The sequence below is a fragment of the Pseudomonas sp. H2_D02 genome, assembly GCF_054677635.1.
In genome coordinates this window covers 838,244-858,874 of record NZ_CP162816.1, presented here as the reverse complement: position 1 = coordinate 858,874, position 20,631 = coordinate 838,244, and the positions used below count along the sequence as shown (strand labels likewise).

Annotated in this window: 14 protein-coding genes and 1 pseudogene; 4 read left to right on the top strand and 11 right to left on the bottom strand. The window is 64.3% G+C overall.

Features of this window, described 5'->3' with window-relative positions; translation table 11 throughout:
* Nucleotides 1-51: 51 nt before the first annotated feature.
* The 11 genes and pseudogenes from AB4N42_RS03820 to tagH all read right to left on the bottom strand — a co-directional run bounded on the left by AB4N42_RS03820 (nt 52) and on the right by tagH (nt 16,357).
* Nucleotides 52-1,779, bottom strand: a complete 1,728-nt coding sequence (locus AB4N42_RS03820) for a formylglycine-generating enzyme family protein (protein WP_437127910.1) — start codon at nt 1,777-1,779, stop codon at nt 52-54.
* Entirely contained in the window at nt 1,772-2,968 is a 1,197-nt protein-coding gene (locus AB4N42_RS03815) for an ABC transporter permease (protein ID WP_217860634.1), read from the bottom strand. The genes AB4N42_RS03820 and AB4N42_RS03815 overlap by 8 nt, the downstream gene beginning before the upstream one ends.
* Nucleotides 2,968-3,684, bottom strand: a complete 717-nt coding sequence (locus AB4N42_RS03810; RefSeq protein ID WP_460116369.1) for an ABC transporter ATP-binding protein — start codon at nt 3,682-3,684, stop codon at nt 2,968-2,970. Before AB4N42_RS03810 ends, AB4N42_RS03815 begins: the two co-directional genes overlap by 1 nt.
* The gene (locus tag AB4N42_RS03805; protein WP_334598527.1) at nt 3,684-6,776 is read right to left on the bottom strand and encodes a serine/threonine-protein kinase; all 3,093 of its coding nucleotides are present in this window, start codon (nt 6,774-6,776) and stop codon (nt 3,684-3,686) included. Before AB4N42_RS03805 ends, AB4N42_RS03810 begins: the two co-directional genes overlap by 1 nt.
* Entirely contained in the window at nt 6,773-7,504 is a 732-nt protein-coding gene (locus AB4N42_RS03800; RefSeq protein WP_460115886.1) for a PP2C family protein-serine/threonine phosphatase, read from the bottom strand. Before AB4N42_RS03800 ends, AB4N42_RS03805 begins: the two co-directional genes overlap by 4 nt.
* Nucleotides 7,505-8,160, bottom strand: a pseudogene (tagF, locus tag AB4N42_RS03795) (type VI secretion system-associated protein TagF).
* A complete protein-coding gene (tssM, locus tag AB4N42_RS03790) occupies nt 8,157-11,657 on the bottom strand; it encodes a type VI secretion system membrane subunit TssM (protein ID WP_030138246.1) in 3,501 nt (1,166 codons plus the stop codon). Before tssM ends, tagF begins: the two are co-directional and overlap by 4 nt.
* Nucleotides 11,654-12,964 (bottom strand): DotU family type VI secretion system protein, encoded by a 1,311-nt coding sequence (locus AB4N42_RS03785; protein ID WP_460115885.1) that lies wholly within the window; start codon nt 12,962-12,964, stop codon nt 11,654-11,656. The genes tssM and AB4N42_RS03785 overlap by 4 nt, the downstream gene beginning before the upstream one ends.
* A gap of 6 nt (nt 12,965-12,970) precedes the next feature.
* Nucleotides 12,971-14,305 carry a type VI secretion system baseplate subunit TssK gene (gene tssK, locus AB4N42_RS03780; RefSeq protein ID WP_030138244.1) on the bottom strand — a complete coding sequence of 445 codons (1,335 nt, stop codon included), beginning with the start codon at nt 14,303-14,305 and terminating at the stop codon, nt 12,971-12,973.
* Between the two features lie 15 nt (nt 14,306-14,320).
* Nucleotides 14,321-14,827: a type VI secretion system lipoprotein TssJ gene (tssJ, locus tag AB4N42_RS03775; RefSeq protein ID WP_460115884.1), complete on the bottom strand. Its 507-nt coding sequence runs from the start codon at nt 14,825-14,827 to the stop codon at nt 14,321-14,323.
* A 69-nt stretch (nt 14,828-14,896) separates the two neighbouring features.
* Nucleotides 14,897-16,357, bottom strand: a complete 1,461-nt coding sequence (gene tagH, locus AB4N42_RS03770) for a type VI secretion system-associated FHA domain protein TagH (RefSeq protein ID WP_030138242.1) — start codon at nt 16,355-16,357, stop codon at nt 14,897-14,899.
* A 401-nt stretch (nt 16,358-16,758) separates the two neighbouring features.
* Between tagH and tssA the strand changes: the two genes are divergently transcribed.
* The 4 genes from tssA to AB4N42_RS03750 all read left to right on the top strand — a co-directional run bounded on the left by tssA (nt 16,759) and on the right by AB4N42_RS03750 (nt 20,591).
* Nucleotides 16,759-17,787 carry a type VI secretion system protein TssA gene (tssA, locus tag AB4N42_RS03765; RefSeq protein WP_407682902.1) on the top strand — a complete coding sequence of 343 codons (1,029 nt, stop codon included), beginning with the start codon at nt 16,759-16,761 and terminating at the stop codon, nt 17,785-17,787.
* A gap of 81 nt (nt 17,788-17,868) precedes the next feature.
* A complete protein-coding gene (gene tssB / locus AB4N42_RS03760) occupies nt 17,869-18,384 on the top strand; it encodes a type VI secretion system contractile sheath small subunit (RefSeq protein ID WP_025216163.1) in 516 nt (171 codons plus the stop codon).
* 12 nt (nt 18,385-18,396) lie between these two features.
* Entirely contained in the window at nt 18,397-19,893 is a 1,497-nt protein-coding gene (gene tssC / locus AB4N42_RS03755) for a type VI secretion system contractile sheath large subunit (protein WP_030138240.1), read from the top strand.
* 209 nt (nt 19,894-20,102) lie between these two features.
* Nucleotides 20,103-20,591, top strand: a complete 489-nt coding sequence (locus AB4N42_RS03750; RefSeq protein WP_030138239.1) for an Hcp family type VI secretion system effector — start codon at nt 20,103-20,105, stop codon at nt 20,589-20,591.
* Nucleotides 20,592-20,631 lie beyond the last annotated feature (40 nt).

Sequence of the window (20,631 nt, the reverse complement as noted above, 5' to 3'; positions counted from 1 at the left end):
CGCAGCCCTATCGCCGCCTGAGTCCCTTCCAAGCTCGCTGACAACGAACACTCAAGACCGCTGAGCATTCGATGCGAGCAATTCCTTCAATATCGCCGCCGGGTCGGCTCGTTTCTGCTGACGATAATCCCCGACATGACGAACGAATAACGTTGCACGCGCCACCAGGCTCTTGCCCAGTACCGGTTTGCGCTCAAGCTCTTCCTTGATGCGCTGGAACTGCGCCTGGATCACGGCATCGGTGTAGCGCGTGCCGGTTGCCAGGTTGTCGATGTAGATCGCCACCGCGCCGTCCAGCGCACTGCGGCCGTTGTCGATGGCCGTGGCGAACAGCGTGGCGCTGGCCTCGTCCTTGGCATCCAAGGCCGCCTGCCGACTGTTCTGCAGATTGGTCAGGCGGATGTTGTAGTTGTTGATGGTCTCGGCCACCAGCGCCGAAGACTGGATCAGGTTACCCGCCGCTTCTTCGCGTTGCTGGGCGATGAGCGAGACGTTGCGCTTGAGCTCTTCGTTGACCAGGCCCAACTCGGCTTGCAGGCGCGGATCGGTGCTCGCGGAGATGATGCTGTCCAGGCGCTTGGTCGGGTCGTCGGCGTCGTCGATGGCATCGGTCAAGGACGCGAGTCGGCCCTCCTTCTGCCACTGGGCGAACAATTCCTTGTAGCGCGAACGCGGCGCAGACAACGCGCCGACGGCCACCCGAAAACCGGTGGTTTCGTTGCTTTGCTCAGTGCCGTCGGCAGCAAATAACGGGTACTCGCGGCGCATGCCGGTGAACAGCGTGCCCTCGCCTTCCAGATAATTACCGCCCTTGACCACGAAGCCGCCATAGGCGCCCTGGCGGCGACCGGCGTGCACCAACTGGAACGATTCCTGGACCATCTCGGCGGCGTTGCCGACCACATCGAACAGGCCGATGGGGTTCGGCAATTTGGTGCCGATGGGCATCAGCCGCGCGGCTTGGCCGGTGCCGCCGGCGACCTGGTTGAACACCGCCCAATCGGCCAGCGGCCCGTCGCTTTCGCTGCCTTCCAGGCGTCGTGGAAAGAGTCGGCCTTCCAGGTCCTGGCGGCTGACGGCTTGTCCGCCCCGGGCGGCGAATTCCCACTCCACTTCGGTGGGCAGGCGCACGAAGCCCAGGCCGCCGTCTTCGGCGGAAGTGCCGCGACCGCTCACCGGCAGCAGATCCTTGTGGTATTTCATCAGCCAGGCGCTGTACACCGCCGAGAAGCGCTCGGCCTCGAACTTCGACAGCTTCACCTTGGGCAAGCGCCCGGCCATGCCCTGGGGCAACTCGGCCAACAGCGCCTCGCAGGCCGGCGCCGCTTCGCCACTGGCCAGCGACTGCGCCTGCGCCATGACCTGGGCGTACTGGCGAGCGGTGACTTCGTACTTGCCGATGAAGTACAGCATCGGCTTAAGCGGCGTCTTGGCGTCGGTCTTGGGCATCAACGGCGTGATGGTCTTGTTCCAGTCCTTGGGCAGGTCCTTGAGGGTGAACTGGCCGTTGATGAAGTCGCGCCGGTAGCCGGAAATGAACGACTGTTGATAGCCCGCCTCGCCTTCGCTGAACGGGTAGCCGAGGCTGATCTCGCGGTCGTCCAGGGTGCCTTGGGCGAGGATATAGACGTAGCGGAACACCATCTGCCCTTCACACGGCAGCGGCAGGCTGACGTCGTCGGGCAACGGCTTGGGATTGTCCAGCTTGTCCGTGCCCTCATCCGCCCAGACCAGACTGGCCAGGCTCAGCGCCACGGCGGCGCCCAATAACTTATACATCGCGAATTCCTTCAGACGCTTGGATGCGCGCCACCCGCCAACCACCGCAAGCCGCCGCGACGGCGCTGACGCCGAGCACGGCCACCAGGGCCAAGGTGTAATGACGCACCAGCAGATGGCTGGCGTACTCGCCGGGCATCTGCGCAAATAAAAGATTCAGGCCCGACTGCGCCAGGCCATACAGGCCAGCGCTCAGCAGGGCCGCAAACGTGGCGCTGTAGAGCGCCTGCAACACCACGAACAACAACAGTGCCGCGGTGGAAACCCCCAACAGGCGCAGCACCGACAGCTCGCGGCGCTTGCGTTCGACCGCCGCCAGGGCACCGGCAAAGATCGCCGCGAAGGCGCCGGCCAACGCCAACCCGGCGATGATCCAGAACACGATCGACAGGTTGCGGCTCAACGATTGCACTTGTGCGATGGTCTGGGCCTGGGTCGACACCAACAGGTTCTGCCCGGCGAAGAACTGGCGCAGCGGCTCGACATCGCCCAAGTTGCGCGCGTACAAGCGAAACGCCGGATAGACCCGTTGCCCGGCCTCGCCCACCGCATCGCCCGGCCAACCGAACGCGGGCACGGCGCGACCGTCACGGTAATCTTCCGCGGCTTCGAGCAAGGCCAACGGTGCGAACAAACCGTCCCTCGCAAAGGCTTCCAGCGGCAGCACGTTCAACACCTGAACCCGCGTGCGCTGCGCCTCGCTGCGACCGGCCACCTGCCGACCGAAACTGGCCTGCAACCAATCACCGGCCTTGGCGCCGAGCTTTTCAGCAGCAGTCTGGCTGAGCACCACTTGATCCAAGCCTTGTGGCACCGGCAGGTGATCGAACAAAGGGTCGCCAGCGGCAGTGGGAATCATCTCGACCGTGACGGCGGCAGCCTCGCTGCTCAGGTCCGCCGTGGCCGCGATCTGTCGGGTGCGCGGCAAGGCAAACGCCACATCACTGCGCTGCGCCAACTGTTCAACGAATCCGGCACTGAAGCGGCCGCCGCCCAAGGGAATGATTTCCCGGGTGGCCGGGTCGTTTTGCAGGCGTTCGGTCAGGCTGCTGACCAGGCCGAACTTCAGGCCGAACAGCACCAGCAACGGCGCCACCACAGCCACCAACGCCAGCACCGAACACGCCGACAGCCAGGCGTCGTTGCGGTAATCCTGCCAGGCCAGGGAAGCCACCAGCGCGCCGCGCATCAGCAAGCCTCCCCGAGCGTGGCCGTCACGCCACCGTCGACATCGCGACGGCAACTGATGCGGCGCACCTGCAAGCCGCTGGCGCGGGCCAGCGCTTCGTCATGGGTGGCAACCACGCAGCACACGCCGTGCTCGCGGGCCTGGGTGACCAGCAATTGCATGACGCGTTCGGCGTTCAGCGGGTCGAGGGCGGCGGTCGGCTCATCGGCCAGCAGCAGGCGCGGGCCATGGGCCAACGCCCGGGCGCAACTGACCCGCTGGCGCTGGCCGACGGAAAGGTCCGCCGGTTTCTTGTCCAGTTGATCGGCAATGTCCAATTGTCCGGCCAGGCGCTTCACGCTGCCGTCATCCTTCAAGCCCAGCAATTTGCGCGACAACTCGATGTTGCCGCGTACGTCCAGGAAGCCCAGCAGGCCACCGGTTTGCAGAACATAGCCCAGGTGACGGCTGCGCAGCTCGGCCAAGGTGCCTTGTTGCGACGCACGCCACAGTTTGGCGATGTCCAGCGGCGCGTTGGCGGGCGTGAAGTCGAACTGCCCGGCCTGATCCGGCGCCAGCACCAGCGCCAGCAAGTCCAGCAAGGTGCTCTTGCCGCAGCCGCTGGGGCCGACCACCGCCAGTTGTTCACCGGCGCGCAGTTGCAGCCGGGGTATCACCAGGCTGTAGCGTTGGCCGTCGGCGCCCCGGCTTTTGTGCACCGCGCTCAGGTTCAGCATCACGGCAGCGTCGACAACGGAACGCGGTACAACGCATCGCCCGGCTCGGCATCGCCGAAGCGCACCCAGTTGGCGAGGTCATTGTGGAAGGTTTCGTAGAGGCGGATCTTCGACTCCAGCTCGTCGATGAAATCCTCCTGCTCGGCGACGCTCAACGACAGCCACAAGTCCTGGGTCATGTTCAGCGATTTGCTGCGGTACGGCAGCCCTTCCAGGTACTCGCCGAGAATCCCGCCGGTGGCGAGGTTGCCACCCTTGCGCAGGGCCGACGGGTCGCGGCTCATGTAGGCGCTGGCGCTGGCGATTTCCTGGAAGAAGTCCTTGGGTGAACTCTGGGTCTTGCGCGCCGCGTCGACGATCAGTTTCAGCGACTGTTGCAGATCGTTGAGTTGCAGCTTGGTCAGCATCACGCAGACCTGGAATGCCGGCAGCGCCGGGTTGGTCAGGTCACGGTCGGCGGTCCAGGCGCTGACCAGTTGCGGCGCCTGGCTGGCGGATTTGCGCCCCAGGAAATCCATGTGCATTGCGTAGCCGACCGCTGCCGATTTGTCGGTCAGGCTTGGCGCGGCGCTGAGCAACGGCACGCTCTGCGGCTTATTGCTGCGCACTTGATGGACGAGGTCGGCGAACACCGAACCGATCTCGTCGACGCGCTCGCCGAACTTGCGCACATCGGCGCCCGGCACCGGGATGTACAGGTCGCCGATCTGCGGGTTGGCGTCGGCGGTCAGCGTGCGGTATTGGCTCTGGGCGCCGGCGTGGGTCTTCTTGCCGGCGTCGCTGAGCAGGTGCAGCGCATAGATCTTGATCTGCTTGCCCAGCGCCGCCTGGCGCACTTCGGCCTCGTTCATTTGCGTGGCGGCGAACGGGTCGTTCTTGCGCAGCGCACCGGCATCGGTGACCAGCAGGATCAGGCGTCCGCCGTAGCCGGACCAGTCCATGCCTTCGACGGCTTCCATGACCCCGGCGAACGCATCTTCGTTGAACGAATGGCTCGACACCGTGGAGGCCTTGACCTGCCGCGCCATCTCCAGGAAGCGTTGCGGGTCGCGGCCCTGTTCCAGGGTGATCAAGGTCTTGGCGGTGTACTCCAGGCCCGGGGTTTTCTTGATGCTGCTGCGAAAACCGACCATGCCGAAACTGACGCTGTCGAGTTCGCCGCGTTCGCCGATGCGGGTCTGCAGCTGGTGCACCACGTCACGGACCTGATCGATGTAGGGCTGCATCGACACGGTGGTGTCCACCACCAGCACCACGGCGGTGCGGAACGCGTCGGCGTTGGCGGTGGTGATCGGTGTGTTGCCCGAAGCCTTGGGGATGTTGCCCGGGTCGATAGAGGCCACGTTCAACAACTGCACCGGCTGGCCGTTGTCGTCGAAGCTCTCGCGGGAATCGAAGATCGGCAAGAGGTAGAACTGGTTCTGCGGCACGGCGCTGGCGGCCGGTTCCAGGGCCAGCACTTGCTGGTCGTCCTGGGGACTCTGCTGGGCCTTGAGCAACACGTTCTTGGCCGCCGACGGATTGGCCAGCAGCTTCTCCACCTCGCCGGGCTGGCGCAGGAACATCACCGGCGCACGGCCGGAGCGCTCGGTGAACTTGAGCACCAGGCTCTGTTTCCAGTCGCTGACCTGGGCGGCGGGCAACCAGCCGTCGCTGCGTCCGTCGGTGGCCGCGCCGACGCGCACCCATCCGCTGCCATCCACGTCTTTGCGCTGGTAGACATACAACACGGAAAACGCCGGCAAAGCCTTGTCCGGCGCGGCGCCCGGTTCGGCGGCCAACTTCGCTCCCGGCTTGCTGAGCACGCGCTGGAACAGGGTTTTCTTGCCGGCCATCAGCAGCGGACGCTGGCCGCCGTCGGCCTCGGTCGCCACGGGCGGCTGGGCTGGAGGGGCGACGGGAGGCTTGACCGCAGGTACCTCGGGGGCTTTCGGTGGGGCGACCTCCGGAGGCTTGACCGATGTTGTCTTGGCCACCGGCGTCTTCACTTCCTTGCCATCGCCGCCAGCCAACCACCAATAACCCGCGCCGCCCAACGCCAGCGCCACGGCAACCGCGACAGCCGCCAGGGCGAACACCGGCCCCTTGCGCTGCTCCGACACGGTGGACTGCGGCGTCGGCTTGGCCGGCGGCGGAACAGGCTTGGGTTGTGGCTGCGACTGCGGTTGCGCGGGCCCGCTGGGAATGTCGATGGACATGGGCGTCAATCCCGCCAAGTCATCCACCGGAGGCGGCACGGCAGGCAGTTCAAACGACAACGGCCGGATCAGCGTCGCTTCCGACGATTCCTGGGGCAAATTGTCCAACGCCCGCAGCAACGCCGCCGCGTCCGGGAAGCGCTCCGCCGGATCCTTCGCCAGCAGCTTGCGCAACACGTCCTGGTAACGGCCGTGATGCACCGGCAGTTCCGGCAAGGGTTCGGTCAGGTGTGCCAGCGCCGTCGACAGCGCGTCACTGCCGGTGTATGGCAGCTTGCCGACGAGGATTTCGTAGAGCACCACACCCAGGGCGTACAGGTCGGCGCGGCCATCGATGTCTTGGCCTCGGGCCTGTTCCGGGCTCATGTAGCTCGGTGTGCCGACGGCGAAACCGGCCTGGGTGAATTGGGTGCGGTCGTCCAGGGACTTGGCGATGCCGAAGTCCGAGAGCACCGCCGTGCCGTCGGCACGAAACAGAATGTTGGCCGGCTTCACGTCGCGGTGGACCAGGCCCAAGCCGTGAGCGTAACCCAGGGCCGAGGCGATCTGGCGGATGTAGGTCAGGCCCTGCTCCGGCGTCAGGCCCGCGGCGATGCGCTCCTTGAGCGTGCCGTTGGGCAGGTATTCCATCGCCATGTAATACAACTCACCGACGTTGCCGATGTCATGGATGGTGACGGTGTGCGGGTGCGACAGGCGCGCCAGGGTCTTGCCTTCGCGCAGGAAACGTTCGCAAAACGTCGGGTCGGCGGCCAGGGCGGCGGCCATGACTTTCAGCGCCACCTTGCGTTCCAGCGAGCGCTGGGTCGCCAGGTACACGCTGGCCATCGCGCCTTCGCCGATCTCGCCGTCGATGTCGTATCCGGGGATGACAATGTTCAGGGTCAAGCTCATGACGGCACCTTCACGACGACCACGGTGATGTTGTCCGGCGCGCCGCGCATCAGGCCCAGGGACACCAGGCTGCTGGCGATCTCGCCGGGCTCGTCGTGGCTCAAGACTTCACGGATTTCCTCGTCCTCGACGGTCTTGGTCAGGCCGTCGCTGCACAACAGGTAGCTGTCGCCGGGCACCAGCAACAGCTCAGTCATCGCCAGGTTCAGTTGCGCCTCGACGCCGATGGCGCGGGTGACGATGTTGGCGCGCGGATGCACGCGGGCCTCGGCTTCACTGAGCAGGCCGCTGTCTTGCAAATCCTGGACGTAGCTGTGGTCCCGGGAAATGCTTTCGAGCACGCCGTCGCGCAAGCGATACAAGCGGCTGTCGCCGGCCCACAGGCACATGCCGCGCAGGTCGCGGGCGGCCAGCACCACCACGGTGCTGCCCATCATGGTCACGCCACGGTTGGCGGTTTCTTCGCGCACGGCGGCGTTCACCCGCAGCAGGTCGCTTTGCAGCGCCGCGACGTATTCGTCCAGCGAACGCCCCACGGCAATGCCGCGCAGGCTGTCGACGATCAGGCTGCTGACGTAGTCGCCCGCCGCGTGCCCGCCCATGCCGTCGGCCACGACCCAGAGGCCGTTTTCCGGCAGGTCCAGACAGGCGTCTTCGTTGACCTGGCGGACCATCCCGACATGGCTCTTGCTTGCAGACTTGATTGCTTTTCCGGCACTTGGACGCATCTACACAACACCTTCTTGGCCGAGCAAAAATTGCGCAAAATCAGCCGCCGCTGCGGCAATCCCTGGCAGCGCATCAAACCGGGCGCGATGCGCTCCGAACCCTGGCCCCACCACAGGCTCGCGCCTTCGCAGGCCGACTCGGCCAGGGCGCTCATGCGGCGCTGCGGGTCGGTGGCATCGAAGCGATGCAGGCTGGCGAAACGGCTGCTCGGGGTGCGCGGCAGGTACATCGGGCTACCCAGGTTTTCCAGCTGTTCGTTGAATGCCTCGAAACTGGCCTCGACGCTCAATGTGCTCAGCAAAAGGTTCTCGACCCGCTCGAACCAGTCGTCCGCGCCACCGACCACCGAGGCCGGGTCTGCATCCGGGTCCAGCAATACCGCGATGGTCAACGGGAAATAGCGCCCGACCCGGTCGATGCTCGGCATCACTACGCCAACGGCAGCGTCCGGCCCGCACACGCCGGGCGCGACCATGAAGCGCCACAGCGGGCTGACCAGATAGGCGTCCAGCCAACGCTCGCCGAGGCTGGTCTGGCTGGCGAGCAAACCCGCCGCCAGCCAGGAGTCCCACGGCCCGATAAAGCTCTGGGGCAAGCCGCGACTGACGAAGTCCCCGCGACTGGCCAACTTTCCATAGAAGCCCGGCGTACTCATAGACGCTCCGGCAGGCTGAAACCGCTGAGCACTCGGCTCTTGAACGGGTTGAACGCACTGTTGGCGCGCAACTCGTAAGAGGCGCTGGCGCCATCGACCCGCAGCCGCAGGTTGAAGCGGTCCGGCGAGTTGCCGGCGGTCAGGTCCGATTGCTCCAGCAGGCGGAACCAGGCCCACGGCCCGTCCAGGGTGATGCCGGAACGACCGCTGGACGACGGTGGCATGATCGAGATCCGCACTACGCCAATGCTGCCCGGGTTCGGCCACTGCATGGCGGTCGGGCGGCTCGGGCCGTGGTCGTAGCTCAACTGCTGGCCGTCGAGGTCGAGGAGGAATTGAGTGATGGTCGAATCCATCGCCACCGGCTTGAGCTCGAAGCGCACCATCGGCTGCGTGCCGCCGGAACGGAAGAACGCATCGCGGATGGTCGCCGCACGCTGGAAGGTCTGCAGCACACCCGGGGAAATCCCGAGCTTCTGCGCCGCGCCCGGCTGCCAGCGCCAAGTCTGCGTCGAGGTGTCCACGTACGGTTGCAGGTATTTGCGGAAGTAGTTGTCCATCACCCCGCCGACGCCGAAGAACTGGCCGAAGTCATCCAGGGTCGCGTCCCGCGCACTGCCCGGCGACATCGGATAACGCCCGGCCAGGGACTGGCGATAGATGTTCACCACTTCGCTGGTCCAGGCGGCGTTCAGTTGATTGCGCACCCCGCCCATCATGGTGTTGGTGGTGGAGTTGACCACCGACTTGACCAGGCCCTGCACCAGCGGCGGCTGGCGTTCGGCATTGAGACTGACGCGGGTCGCGGCGGCCGACGCCTGGTTCTTGGCCTCGCCGAGCAAGGCATCGCCGCTGGCACCGACCATGGCGCTGACTTGCACGTACAGCGCGTTCATGTCGGATAGCAGGCCGTCGATGGCCGCAGGTTCGCCTTCGTTCTTGTTGACGATGCTGTTGAGCTCGGCGAAATGCGCGGTGATCGGGTCATCGCTCGCCGCCGGCGCGTTCGACGTCGCCTGTTCCTGGCCGAGCAGGCTGCCCAGGCGTTCCTTGAGCTTGTCCACGCCACCTTCCACCGGCGCGCCTTGTGCGGCCAGCAGGCGTTCATCCTGTTGCAGGTCGGTTTCCTTCGCCACCGCCACCAGCAGCTTTTTCAACGGCGAGGTCGGGCCGGAAATCACCCGCAGCACGTCGGCGGCCTGGGCCACGCTAGTGATCGGCACAAAGTCGATGTCGGCCAGCAAGGCGTCCCATTGGCGCATGTAGTCCTGGAAGTACAAGCGACGCACATCGGCGGCCAGGCTGGCGACGTTCTGCTGGTCGGCCGCTTCGTGGCCCAGTACCCATTGCTCTTCAGCCAGGGTGCCGGTCTGGCTCAGGCTGCTGAGCAGGAAGCCCTGGCGGTAGCCCTTGACGGTGAAGAACCCGCTCAACGGTTCGCCCAATGGCTTGCCACTCTTGCGGCTGAACACCAACGCGGCGTCACGCCCGGCGGCTTCGTTGATGCGAAAGTCCGGGATGCCTTCGGGCAGCTTCTGGCGCTTGATGCGGTCGTAGACGCGTTGGGCCACCGGCAGTTGTTGCAGCTGGCGACGCAGGTCTTCGATCAGGCGCGGGTCGAGGCGCGCGGTCGGCGGACGCCGCTCGAACAGCGCCTGCAAATGCCCGGTCAAGGCCAGGCGCTGCTCGGCCGGCAAATCCCGTGGCAGGCTGCGGTCCCAATCCAGGGCGATCCAGGCCTTGATGAAGTCGGCGTCGTAATGCTCGTTATCAGCGAGCATCAGGTAAGCCTTCAAGCCTTCGTAGAGGAAGTCCGAATTGCCGCCGCTGTGCAGTTGCTCTTCGATGCGCGTCAGCAGGCGTGGCGCGAACACCGCGATCAACAGCTTGCGGTAGACGCTGCCGGACTCGGCTTCGAGCATGTCGCCCTGATACAGGCCCAGGCCTTCAGCCCAGTCGGGCGCGTCGCCGGCCAAATGCTTGACGGCATTGAGCAGTGGCAACACCGCAAGGACGTCGCGCTGGGCCGGGCTGAGGTTCTGCACGGTCTGGCCCAGCGGCGCGACTTTCTGATCGACCTGGGCGATGTAGGCCTGGTTGGCGCGGTAGCTGACCCACCACAACGTGCTGACCACCAACACCAGCACGACGGTGGACGCGAGCACACCACGGGCGATCCATTTGCGTCGACGCTCGACCTTCGGATCGACACCCACCAGTCCGCGCTCGGCAAACGCCACGGCGCTGAAGAGTTTTTCGATGAAGTAACTGCGCCCGGTGCCGGTCTGGCGCGCCAGGTGCTGGCGGTCCAGGTTCATGCTCTGGGCCATGGAGCCGATCAGGCGATCGATCGGGCTGCCTTCCTGGGTGCCGCTGGTGAAATACACACCGCGCAGCAACACCCGCTCTTCAAAGGCGTTGGGTTTGAACACGCCGTCGAGGAAGCTTTGCAGGCAGTCCTTCAACGCCCCGAACTGCTGCGGGAAGCCGTAGATCAGGTCGCGCCGCGCCGGGTCGCGTTCTTGTTGCAGGCGTTCCACCAGGCGGTCGTTGAGACGCTGCTCCAGCAAGGTGAATTCGCTTTGCAGGTGCGCCAACGGGCTGTCGTTGCTCTTGCCATCGTCCAGGGCGAAGGTCATGCCCCAGACCTGGGCGCGCTCTTCCTTGCTCAGGCTGTCGAAGTACTCCATGAAGCCCGGCACCAAGTCGAGCTTGGTCAGCATCAGGTAGACCGGGAAACGCACGCCTAGCTGGGTGTACAACTCCTGGATCCGCAGGCGAATCGCTGCGGCGTGGGCGGCGCGTTCGGCGTCGCTGCCCAACAGCAGGTCCGAAAGGCTGATGGCGATGAACGCGCCATCGATCGGCCGACGCGCCCGTTGCTTCTTCAACAGGCCAAGGAAACCCAGCCACGCCGCCTTGTCGACGGTCGCGTCGCTGTCTTGAGTGGTGTAGCGGCCAGCGGTGTCGAGCAGCACCGCCTGGTCGGTGAACCACCAATCGCAATTGCGCGTGCCGCCGACACCGCGCACGGCACCGGCACCGAGTTGCGCGGCCAACGGGAAATGCAGGCCGGAGTTGACCAGCGCTGTGGTCTTGCCCGAGCCCGGCGGGCCGATGATCACGTACCACGGCAGTTCGTAGAGGTTGCGACGCTCGTCGCCGCCGAGCTTGGCTTTCTTGAGCAAGGCCAAGGCTTCGTCCATGCGCTGGCGCAGGGTCTCGAGTTCTTCGGCGGTGGCGATGCTGGTCGGGTCGGGCGGGGTCTGCGCGGCCAGGCTGCGCATCACTTCTGCGGCCTGGCGGCGGGCCTGGATAATGCGGAACACCCGGTAGGCGATCCACACCGCGAACACCAGGATGATCAACGTCCAGCGCCGCCCTTCTGGCACCAGCCAATCGAGCAGCGGGCCAACGAACCAGATGATCAGGCTCAGGGCAATCAGCCCCAGCAATGGAATGACCCAGCGGATCATGAAACTGAAAAACGCCTTCACTCGACCCCCTCCGCCAACACTGTGATTTCAACCCGACGATTGCGCGCACGTCCCTCGGTCGTGGCGTTGGACGCCAACGGTTCGGTGTCGCTGCGGCCCTCGGCGCTGAAGCGCTCGGGTTGGCCGGTCTTGGCCGAAAGAATGTCCAGCACCGACCGCGCCCGTGCCTCGGACAAGGCCCAATTGGACGGGAACCTCAACGTGGCAATCGGACGATTGTCGCTGTGGCCGGTCACCAGCACCTGGCCCTTGACCTTGCGCACGGCATCGGCGATGCGCAGCATCAGCGGTTGGAAATCATCCTTGATGCTCGCGCTGCCGGAGGCGAACAGTTCATCGCCACGGATGGTCACCACCGAGCGATCGACGGCGTCTTCCACGGCGACCTTGCCGGAGCGGATTTCATCGGCAAGGAAACCGGCCAGGCGTGGGCGCTCGATCACTTTCGGCTGCACCACCGGACGGTCAATGGTCTGCACCGGGATTTCACCGAGGAAATGGATGTTCTTGAACACCGGCTCGGCATCGGCGGCCAGTTTCATGCGCAGGCCGAACAGCAGCGCCAGCAGCAAAGCCACACCGATGGCCACGGCAATCCACGGCGGCATGAATTGCGCCAGTCGATCGCGGGCCACGGTGACGCCGCGCCAGTGCGGCGACAACTCGCGCTCGTAGTCGCCACGGGCGCTACGGATGACGCCGGCGGTACGCTCGCGCAAGGCTTCCAGTTGACTGCGGCCATCATTCATTACCCGGTAACGGCCTTCGAAACCGAGGCACATGCACAGGTACAGCAGCTCCAGCAGATACAGGCGCTCGCGCGGGCTTTGCAGGCAATGTTCCAGCAGCTGGAACACCTTCTCGCCGCCCCAGGCCTCGTTGTGCACGGTGATCAACAGGCTTTGCTTGCCCCAGTCGCTGGTGCCGCCCCAGGGGGTGCTCAACACCGCCTCATCGAGCGCGGTGCACAAGGCGTAGCGGGCCAGCAACACGTCGTTGCGCACCACGCCGGCGGCCTCGGCGCGCTCTTCGAACTGGCGCAGGTACGCCAGCAGTTGCGCGCGCAAACTGGCCGGCGCCGGGTGGGCGATGGTGTTGCGCAGGCGCGTCAGCAGGGCCAGCAACGGGCCAGCGGCGCTTTCCAGCGGATTGAGGCCTTGGGCCTTGCCGGTCAGGACTGGCGCGGCCGGCATCGACAACGGCGCCGGCGCGGGTGCCGGCTGCTGGCGTGCCGGGTCCGGACGGAACGGATCCGCGCCACGGCCACCGGGCGTCGGCATGAACTGGGTACGATCGTCGTTGCTCATCGCGGTTTATCCTCGGATCGCCCAGAACGCCAGGTTCAACCCTGGGAACTGGCCGGCGATATGGAACGCAAAGCCACCGGAGTTGCTGAGTTGCTGCCAGTGGTCGCTGCCCCGGTCCAATTCGTAATAGGTGGAACCGGCGTGGTACGGCAGTTGCCGTGGCGCCACCGGCAACGGCAGCAGGCCGATGCCCGGCAGTTGCAGGTTGACCAGGTCGCGGATGTGCTCCACCGAACCGACCTTGCTCTGCTGGCCAAAGCGGCCGCGCAGGGTTTCGGCGGGCACATCGGCGCGCACCACGAGAATGAAGCTGGCGCTGTCGAGCAGGGTCTTGTCGGCCAGCATCGCCACGTGGATGCCGTAGGCTTTCTCGACAATCGGGATCGGCGTGGCCTTGCTGTCGATCAGCATCGACAAGGCTTCGCGCAGGGCCTGCATCACCGGCGCGTAGCTGAGCGCCAGGTCATCGTGCTGGTAAGGCGGATATTGCTGCGGTCGTCGGCCGGAGGCGGTGAAGGTGGAGAACTCGCCAGCCAGGCTGACCAGTTCGCTGTAGAAACGCTCGGGGTGCAGCGGGCTCAACTGGCTCAGGTGCTGGATCAGCGGCTGGGCGCGGTTGACCAGTTGCAGCAGCATGAAATCGGCGATCTCCGAGGCGCCACCGGCACCGGACGCCACCACCCGCCCGGCCAGGGCTTCGCCACGTTGATGCAGCAGGCCCAGCAGTTCACTGCGGAACGCCGCCAATGGCTTGGAGGCGATGACATCCAGCAGCGGCGGGATGTAGACATCGTCGAGCACCAACGCACGGTCGGCACGTTTTTCCTTGATGCGCACCACGCCGATGGCGGCGTAGTCGCCGATGCCATCCTGCTCGGTCAACAACCGCAGGGCCCGCGAGCCGAGGGCCACCGGCGCGCGGTTTTCGAACGGCGCGTTGTCGTCGCGCACTTCGCACACCTGGCTTACATAACGTGCAGCGCCGAGGTCCTCGCCTTCGTCCACGGTGTCGCGGGCACCGGCGCGCTTGAGCGGCAAGGCCAGGTAGACCAGGCCATCGCGCAGGTTGTCATCGACGTTCAGCGGCGTTGGCGCCAGGTCATCCTGGGGAATGTTGAACGGCGTGCCGTCCGGCAACAGGCCCCGCGCCGAAATGATCGCCAGCTTGCCCTGGGCCAGCAGGCCCTGGTCGATCAGCAATTCGGAAAAACCCCAGGCGCCGGCCGACAAGGGGCGGCTGCGTGCGTCGATGAGGTTTTCCAGGTAACGGTCATGCTGTTGGAAGTGCTGCGTTCCAATGAACATGCCTTCCGACCAGACCACGCGATTGTTCCAGGACATGGGGGCTCCGATTGCTTATTGGGCAGGGCTGGATGGGGTAACGACGACGGCGCTGCGCACGGCGCGCACGTCGAGGCTGATCTGGTATTCGGTGTATTCGCGCGGCGGGACATTCATCACCGTGCGCCACAGCGACTGGTCCAGCTCGCGATAGCCCACCAGGATTCCGATGTGCCGCGTTGAAGGGTCGAGGTCGCGTTGCAGGCTCAATTGCTGGCCGGGCTGGATCAGCACTTCGTCCTGGTCGATCAGGTCGGCGCCGAGGGTGGCCTGGGCTCGCTCGGCCAAGGCGAAATAATCCGAACGGCCAAAGGTCGCGGCATTCTTCAGTTCGAAAATGCGCACCCGGACCGGGGCCGGCTGGCCGGTGGCGCCGGGGTTGAGGCCGGCAATGGCATGGAAATGCAACTCGATGGCGGCGGTTTCGGCCTCAGCTTCTTCGGGCTGGGGTGGGGCCGCATCCTTGGCACACGCCGTCAGCAGAAGCGCTGCGGCGACTGCGAGTAAAAACCTGGGAATCATCCTGCGTCCTCAATGACGTTTGAGCTATCCGTTGTTGACTTGATCAGTATTGTTATAAGACGGCGGCGCTCAACGGCGTCGCTGTCGTGTGCTGTGTTCTTCGTAGGCGCGGCTGAATTCGCGACCGAACAGGTCCTGGAAATCCTCTTGGGCTTCCCGGGAAATGTTGCTGTAGAGCTCGGTGAATTGCTGCCAGTACTGGGCCTGTCGCGAGCCGCTGAAAATGCCCGACAGCCCGCCGGGCTTGCCCATGCGCTCTTCCAGTTGCGCCGGCTCGAAACGCGCCAGCAAATGCTTGATCGCCGCTTCCACACCGGCCATCACCGCCAGCTGGTGGGCGCGCAGATCATCGAAGCTGTCGCGCACCGCCGCATCCGGCGCCATGAACGCCTGGTTGCCATGGCGCAGCAGTAACAGCAGCGCTTCGTCGACATTGGGGGCGAACTTCAGCGGGTTGTTTTCCACCGGCTGGATCATCGTCTGCTGGATGCGGAATTCACCCTTGAGGCTGCTGCGGGCGCGCAGTACATCGATCAGGCCTTCGACCATCAACCGATAGCTGCGACCGATACTTTCCATCTGGGCTTCGGCGTTGGCCTTGTCCAGGCGCAGCTGATCCAGCCCGGCGCCACGCAGGAAGGCTTGCAGCAGGTCCGGTTGAGAGGTTTGCGCCGGGGTGGCTGTCGGCTCGACGCGGCTGACCGGCGCTTCTTGCTGTGGCGCGGATTCAATCGGCGCAACAACTTCAACCACAGGAATCGGCGGCGGGGGTACTGGTTCAAGCACCGGCAGCGCCGGCATGGAAACCGGCTCAGGCAGCGGCGCGACGGGCATCGGCGCCACCGCCACAGGCTTGTCGCTGAACGGGTCCCAGTCATCCGGGATGACCGGGGCGGACGTCACGGCCACCGGCTCGAACACTGGCTCAGCCACCGGTGGTGGGCTCGGGCGTGGAATCGGCGTAGGCGGACGGAAATCATGCTGCTCGGCCGGCACGTGGTCCGGCTGGGTGGCCGGCGGGACGCTGGTCGGCGCGAGAAAATCGAACAGGTCCGGCAGCGTGTCCATCGACGACACACCCTGGAAATGCGCCGGCGTACTCACGGGCATTGGCGAAGGCGTATGCACGGGGGCACTCTGGCGTCCCATCAAGGCTTCGAAACTGCTGGGGGCTTCGGCGAACGGGTTGCTGTCGGTCATCGGCAGGTCGAAGTCCACCCGCGCCTGGATCTCGTAGTCACCGATGCGGATCACTTCGCCGTCCTGCAACGGCTCGCTGTTGCCTTTGCGCAAGCGAATACCGGCCTTGACCAATTCCACACCGTTAGTGCTGTTATCGGTCAAGTAATAGCGCCCGTCCTTATATTGGATAACGCAATGTTTGCCCGAGACCAGGCGCTCCGGATCCGGTAATACCCAGTCATTATCGGAATTGCGGCCAATTGCCATCACTCCCTGGCCCAAGGTCTTTTCAGAGCACTGTCCGGGGGTAATCTTGTGATAACTAGTGATAGTCAAACACAGCGGCATCTCGCCTCCTTGCTGAATACTTCTTGTCGCCGACGATACATTGGGAGCGGCGCCGGCTATGCGCCACACACCTTGCAAACAACCCGAAACGGCTTTTTGCCAGCATGATTGCTGATCTTAACCGGCCCGCATGACAAAAACCCTGCATCGGTGCGCGCTTCGACCCATGGGTCGCGCGGGTTGTTAAGCACCTCACAACTGTCACATCGGCGAAATAGCTTACCTTGACAACGGATAAGTACTACACCAAAAATGCACAACTTCTTGAATATACATGATGGCGCTTTAAGATCATCTCGCACTTATAGCGCCATTATCATCAAGGAACATGTGGAGTTTCATCCGAAACTTGCGTGTGCACTGCCCGACTTCTTCAGCGGGTGATAGGGAGATCGATCCAAGTGGATGTGCCTTTGTTGCTCGCCGCCGTTTCCGCGAATTCGCCTTGCGGTGAAGACCTGGAATATGACGCGGATTTCTTGCGCCTGGAACGCGACTCTCGGGGCCAACCCGAGCGCAGCATGGGCGATTCGATCCTGCCTGCCGAACCTCCCGAGTGGCGCAGCATCCAGCAGCAGAGCCTGGACCTGCTGCAACGCAGCAAAGACCTGCGCATCACCCATTTCCTGCTGCAAAGCTCCCTGGCCCTGGAAGGCATTCCCGGCCTCGCCCGCGTACTGACGCTGATCAGCGAACTGCTCAAGCAGTATTGGGCTGATCTGCATCCGCGCCTGGACGCCGATGACGACAATGACCCCACCGTGCGCATCAACGCCCTCGCCGGCCTGACCTCGGACGTCACCATTCGCTTGCTGCGTGAAAGCATCCTGGCCCGCTCACGGACATTCGGTGCCGTCAGCCTGCGCGCCGCCGCCAATGCCAGCGGCTTGCAGAGTTTTGCCGATGAAAGCCTCGGTGCCGAACAGCTTGCCGGGGCCCTGCTCGACAGCGATCCCGAGCAGTTGGAAACCATCCGTGCCGCCCTGCTGGAAGCCCGCAGCGCCGCCGAAACCATCGAACAGCAAGTCAGCGACCAGGTCGGTTCCGCCCAGGGCGTGGACCTCGGCCCGTTGAAACAACCGCTGAAGATGGCCCTGCAGATTCTCGGTCAGTTCGCCCCACAGAGCGGCGACAGCGACCTCGCCGATCCCGTCGAACCCGACCACACCGCGCCGGCTGAACACCCCAGCGCACCGAGCGCGCCGCGCGGCAGTACCGTCCCGGGGGAAATCAACAACCGTGACGACGTGCTGCGCAGCCTGGACCGGATCCTGGCGTACTACACCCGCCACGAGCCCTCCAGCCCGCTGCCGGTGCTGTTGAACCGGGCGAAGAATCTGGTGCACGCCGACTTTGCGGCGATCGTGCGCAATCTGATTCCCGACGGCATGAGTCAATTTGAAAACCTGCGCGGCCCGGAAAGCGAATAAAAAGCGAGCGGATCACGCAGTCACGTCATAGGTACCCCCGATGACGCCAACACCGTCGCTCAAGCGACCAGGAGCAGCAACGTGGCGAAGCAAAGTTCTCAGAAATTCATCGCGCGCAACCGCGCGCCTCGAGTGCAGATCGAGTACGACGTCGAGCTCTACGGCGCCGAGAAAAAGGTCCAGTTGCCCTTCGTCATGGGCGTCATGGCCGACCTCGCCGGCAAGCCCGCCGAGCCTCTGGCACCGGTGGCCGATCGCAAGTTCCTCGAGATCGATGTCGACAATTTCGACTCGCGCCTCAAGGCCATGCAGCCGCGCGTGGCGTTCCATGTGCCTAACGAACTGACCGGCGAAGGCAACCTGAGCCTGGACCTGACCTTCGAAAGCATGGACGACTTCAGCCCGGCAGCCGTGGCGCGCAAGGTCGATTCGCTGAACAAGCTGCTCGAAGCGCGCACTCAGTTGGCCAACCTGCTGACCTACATGGACGGCAAGACCGGCGCCGAGGAAATCATCATGAAGGCGATCAAGGACCCAGCGCTGTTGCAGGCCCTGGCGAGCGCGCCGAAGCCCGCCGACGCAGAGCCCAAGGCTTAAGGACTAACGATCATGAACGATTTGGTACGCGACAATCAGCCCCAGAACCTGGGCGCCACCGAAGAAACCAGCGAGTTCGCCTCGCTGTTGCTGCAAGAATTCAAACCCAAGACCGAACGCGCCCGCGAAGCCGTCGAGACCGCCGTGCGCACCTTGGCCGAACAGGCCCTGGCGCAGACCGACCTGGTGTCCAACGACGCCATCAAGTCGATCGAGTCGATCATCGCCGCCATCGACGCCAAGCTCACCGCCCAGGTCAACCAGGTCATCCATCACCCGGATTTCCAGCAGTTGGAAAGCGCCTGGCGTGGCCTGCACTACCTGGTCAACAACACCGAGACCGATGAGCAGCTCAAGATCCGCGTGCTCAACATCTCCAAGCCTGACCTGCACAAGACCCTGAAGAAATTCAAGGGCACCGCGTGGGACCAGAGCCCGATCTTCAAGAAGATGTACGAAGAAGAATACGGCCAGTTCGGCGGCGAGCCTTACGGCTGCCTGGTGGGCGACTACTACTTCGACCAGTCGCCACCGGACGTGGAACTGCTGGGCGAGCTGTCGAAAGTCTGCGCCGCGATGCACGCACCGTTCATTGCCGCTGCTTCGCCAACCGTGATGGGCATGGGCTCCTGGCAGGAACTGTCGAACCCGCGCGACCTGACCAAGATCTTCACCACCCCGGAATACGCCGGCTGGCGTTCGCTGCGTGAATCGGAAGACTCGCGCTACATCGGCCTGACCATGCCACGTTTCCTGGCGCGCCTGCCGTATGGCGCCAAGACCGACCCGGTGGAAGCCTTCGCCTTCGAAGAAAACACCGACGGCGCCGACAGCTCCAAGTACACCTGGGCCAACGCTGCCTACGCGATGGCGGTGAACATCAACCGTTCCTTCAAACACTTCGGCTGGTGCTCGCGCATCCGTGGCGTGGAGTCGGGCGGTGAAGTGGAAAACCTGCCGGCCCACACGTTCCCGACCGACGACGGCGGTGTGGACATGAAGTGCCCGACCGAGATCGCCATTTCGGACCGCCGTGAAGCGGAACTGGCGAAGAACGGTTTCATGCCGCTGCTGCACAAGAAAAACACCGACTTCGCCGCGTTCATCGGCGCCCAGTCGCTGCAGAAACCGGCCGAATACGACGACCCGGACGCCACCGCCAACGCCAACCTGGCCGCGCGCCTGCCGTACCTGTTCGCCACCTGCCGTTTCGCCCATTACCTGAAGTGCATCGTGCGCGACAAGATCGGTTCCTTCAAAGAGAAGGACGAGATGCAGCGCTGGTTGCAGGACTGGATCCTCAACTACGTCGACGGTGACCCGGCGCACTCCACCGAGACCACCAAGGCCCAGCATCCACTGGCTGCCGCCGAAGTGATCGTCGAAGAAGTCGAAGGCAACCCGGGGTACTACAACTCCAAGTTCTACCTGCGCCCGCACTACCAGCTCGAAGGGCTGACCGTGTCGCTGCGCCTGGTATCGAAACTGCCTTCGGCCAAGGGCGCGTAAACAGAGGTTCTGTTGGAAAGGGCTCGCTCCTGTGTGGGAGCGGGCTCGCTCGCGAAGGCGGTCGATCAGCCAGCATCGATGTCGACTGACCCACCGCATTCGCGAGCAAGCCCGCTCCCACAGGTTCGGTGTCTTGACTGACATTCAAAGTAATTTCGCAAGGTCAGCGTCAACCAAACAATGTGGTAGAGACCACACAGGGAGAAAACATGGCTGTTGATATTTTCATCAAGATTGGCGACATCAAGGGCGAGTCCATGGACAAGGCCCACAAGGACGAGATCGACGTCCTGAATTGGAGCTGGGGCATGTCCCAGTCCGGCAACATGCACGTCGGCAGCGGCGGTGGCGCGGGCAAGGTCAACATCCAGGACCTGTCGCTGACCAAGTACGTCGACAAGGCTTCGCCGAACCTGATGATGCACTGCGCCAGCGGCAAGCACGTCGACAAGGTCAAGCTGACCGTGCGCAAGGCCGGTGGTGAAAGCCAGGTCGAGTACATGATCATCAACCTGGAAGAAGTGCTGATCACTTCCCTGAGCACCGGTGGCTCGGGCAGCGATGATCGCCTGACTGAAAACATCACCCTGAACTTCGCCAAGGTGCTGGTCGACTACCAGCCGCAGAAAGCCGACGGCACCAAGGAAGGCGGCCCGGTCAAGTTCGGCTGGAACATCCGTCAGAACGTCAAGGTGTAATCGAACACACCCCCGGTGCCTCGCGCCGGGGGTGTTTGGT